At 52.1% G+C, this 3,158-nt stretch carries 4 protein-coding genes and 3 tRNA genes; all 7 read right to left on the reverse strand.

Features of this window, described 5'->3' with window-relative positions:
* The coding region (locus H8B20_RS27680) for a GTP-binding protein (protein WP_228732784.1) at positions 1–304 on the reverse strand (304 nt) is incomplete at its 3' end.
* A gap of 84 nt (positions 305–388) precedes the next feature.
* Positions 389–464 (reverse strand) — tRNA-Thr (locus tag H8B20_RS27685).
* Between the two features lie 27 nt (positions 465–491).
* Positions 492–565: transfer RNA gene (locus H8B20_RS27690), tRNA-Gly, on the reverse strand.
* Between the two features lie 25 nt (positions 566–590).
* A tRNA-Tyr gene (locus H8B20_RS27695) sits at positions 591–675 on the reverse strand.
* Between the two features lie 144 nt (positions 676–819).
* Positions 820–1,257, reverse strand: coding sequence for a hypothetical protein (locus H8B20_RS27700; RefSeq protein ID WP_210625223.1), 438 nt, complete (start codon positions 1,255–1,257; stop codon positions 820–822).
* A 7-nt stretch (positions 1,258–1,264) separates the two neighbouring features.
* Entirely contained in the window at positions 1,265–2,014 is a 750-nt protein-coding gene (locus tag H8B20_RS27705; protein WP_210625224.1) for a pantothenate kinase, read from the reverse strand.
* On the reverse strand, positions 2,004–2,957 hold the full coding sequence (birA, locus tag H8B20_RS27710; protein WP_210625225.1) for a bifunctional biotin--[acetyl-CoA-carboxylase] ligase/biotin operon repressor BirA: 954 nt from the start codon (positions 2,955–2,957) through the stop codon (positions 2,004–2,006). The genes H8B20_RS27705 and birA overlap by 11 nt, the downstream gene beginning before the upstream one ends.
* Positions 2,958–3,158: the final 201 nt, after the last annotated feature.

Consider the following 3,158-nt stretch of genomic DNA (forward strand, 5'->3'; position numbering starts at 1 on the left):
CGCCGTCCATCTGGGCAGCACCGGTGATCATGTTCTTCACATAGTCAGCGTGACCTGGGCAGTCAACGTGAGCGTAGTGACGGATCAGCGAGTTGTATTCAACGTGCGCGGTGTTGATGGTGATACCGCGAGCTTTTTCTTCCGGGGCGCTGTCGATCTTGTCGAAGTCAACGATTGCGGAACCGAAAACCTCGGAGCAAACGCGAGTCAGAGCAGCAGTCAGAGTGGTCTTACCGTGGTCAACGTGACCGATGGTCCCAACGTTGACGTGCGGTAGGGAACGATCAAACTTTTCCTTAGCCATCGATATCACCCCTATCAGAAGAATTAAGCAAACAACAAAAGCCATTAAAACAAAGGCAGATATTTTCATATCTGCCTTGTTATATGGAGCTCTTGAGCGGATTTGAACCGCTGACCTCACCCTTACCAAGGGTGTGCTCTACCAACTGAGCTACAAGAGCGAAAACACTTTGCACAACCTGCAAACTTGGAGCGGGTAGCGGGAATCGAACCCGCATCATCAGCTTGGAAGGCTGAGGTTCTACCACTAAACTATACCCGCAGAGCTTGCAGCTCACGCTAAAATCTGGTGGAGGGAGAAGGATTCGAACCTTCGAAGTCGTAGACGTCAGATTTACAGTCTGATCCCTTTGGCCGCTCGGGAACCCCTCCTAATCAGGCCGGCATTCTATACTATGCCAAACCCTTGTCAAGCAATTTCTCATTTAAAAACCTGAGGTTAGCTGCTTTGACATCGCCCTACTTCGTCAACCTTTGAAAGGTCTTCACTGCGGAGCGGGCGCCATTCTATTCAAACTATTCAGCAGGTGCAACCCCCTCACACCGCATTATTTTATGTTTTAACTCATTGAATTCGTTGGAAAGGTTTTGCAACTGCGCATCCCCCAGAAAACGCTGGCTTTCAGGTGCAATACGCATCCAGAAACCCGCTGCAGGAGACCCCTCAAGCGATGGCTGAGCCTTGATATCCATTTGAGCCAAACGCTCGCCTAGCACCGCAACCATCTCCTGACGGGCAAAACCACCGAGATAAAGGCACTGACTTTCAGTTCGTTGCGGACCAGACCCCTCCTTGGAGGCCCTTGCACCTTCACTCAGCAGACGAATATCCTGCTGTGAACCCTTGTACAAACTCAGCGGCGTTACGTCCTTTGCCCGCAATGGCGCTTCCTGTTGATGCCAGACGTAATAGAAAATATTGAGAATAAGAAGCAGCAGGAACATCCAACGCATACATACCTCAAGACAAAGGACACGCCACAGCTAAACCGACGAATACAAGATCGGGAACAAACCTGGCCCCGGGCGCTACACCTGCAACCAGATCTGCATCGCCACCTGTAATAAATACAGTGAAGCCCTCCCCCCAATAGGATCGCGCCATTTCCAACTGGGTAAGCACGAACCCCCTCAACATCAGTGAGCATCCACGCTCTACAGCCTCAACAGTGCTTCGCCCCGGCGCCTGGCTTGTCAGCGCACGCTCAGCAGCGACATCGTCATAGCGAATTTTTCGAGTATGGGTACGCAACTGGTTGCGCATCAACGGCATACCAGGACAAATGAAACCACCAAGATGATCCCCATCTATCGCGATAAAGTCCGCTGTCACTGCCGTACCAAAGTCCAACACGAGGCATGGACCTTTAGCCAGACGGAAAGCACCCAGCATCGCCAACCAGCGATCCAGACCTAGACGCTCGTAATCTTCGTAGCCGTTTCTAACACCTGACATTTCACGAGCAGGTTTCGCACAGATAACTGAAACACCGAAGTCTCGCTCAAGCATCTCAATTAAGGCACTAGTCTCCGCAGCAGTACGAACACTCACCATGCGACAACTTCTTAGCGACAGCCCGCTCAGCTTGCACAAGCTTTCGCAAAGCGCCAGGTCCGAATCAACCACTCCCTCCGCGACCAACACAACCTCAGCACCACTTAGCACTCGCCACTTTATGAAGCTGTTTCCGCAGTCGAGCTCAAGAATCATCGCGCAACCTCAGGCTGAGCTCGCCGCCACTGAAGACCTTTTCCACGCCATTCACCTTTAATCGCAGCGCACCCTGGTTATCAATTCCGAGCACCACTCCATCTATTTGACTGACACCAGCAATCAGGGACACCGATCGCTCTTGCCACAAATGATTTTCTTCCCATTCAGCCTGAAGAACCGAGAAACCATCTATTTGTTGACGCTGTATGTATGCCAGCAATTGCTCGCCCAACTCGGCCACTAGAATATTGCGATCACAGCTTTTACCGGTCTCAAGCCTCATGGACGTCCATTGCTGATCAACCTCTTCTGCAACCTGCATATTCACGTTAACGCCTATACCCAGAACCACGTGACAGACATCCGCCGGATCTCCAACCAGTTCTAACAGGATGCCGGCAATCTTCTTATTGCCAACCAGAACATCATTAGGCCACTTCAAACCAGCGCCAGTCACCCCCAGATTTCGTAGGGTTTGCAAGACTGCCAGCCCAACGACAAGGCTGAGCCCCTCAAGCTGGCGCATACCTCCATCAATCCGCAGAACAAGACTGAAATAAAGGTTTTCGGCAAACGGGCTAACCCACTTGCGCCCCCTGCGCCCGCGCCCGGAGGTCTGTCTCTCGGCAAGCACCAAAAATGGGGCCTCTTGCCCTAAGCCAATGGCGCGCAACGCCTCAGCATTAGTGGAGTCGGTAGTGTCCAGGACCGTGATTGGCCAGACTGCTTTCATTCCTACCATTTTAAGAGGATCGAGCAACATCAGCGGAGCAGCTAGCTGATAGCCACGCCCCCGAACTTTGTGGATGGATAGCCCAAGCTCAGCCTCGAGGTGCTGAAGCTGCTTCCATACCGCACTTCGACTAACTCCCAAGGCAGCGCCAAGGTCCTGACCAGAATGAAACCGTCCATCCTTCAGAAGATTCAACAACGTCAGCATGCAAGTCTCGCCTCACAATGAGGCCCGAATGATAGCTATGCCCCGGGCCGTTGCATAGAAATCAAGCAGGTACATTTCCTGCGGGCAAAACAAAACCCCAACTGCTTTCGCAATTGGGGTTTCGGAATTTAATCTTGACGATGACCTACTCTCACATGGGGAAACCCCACACTACCATCGGCGATGCATCGTTTCACTGCT

The sequence above is a fragment of the Pseudomonas sp. P42 genome (assembly GCF_017973755.1).
GTDB lineage: Bacteria > Pseudomonadota > Gammaproteobacteria > Pseudomonadales > Pseudomonadaceae > Aquipseudomonas > Aquipseudomonas iridis.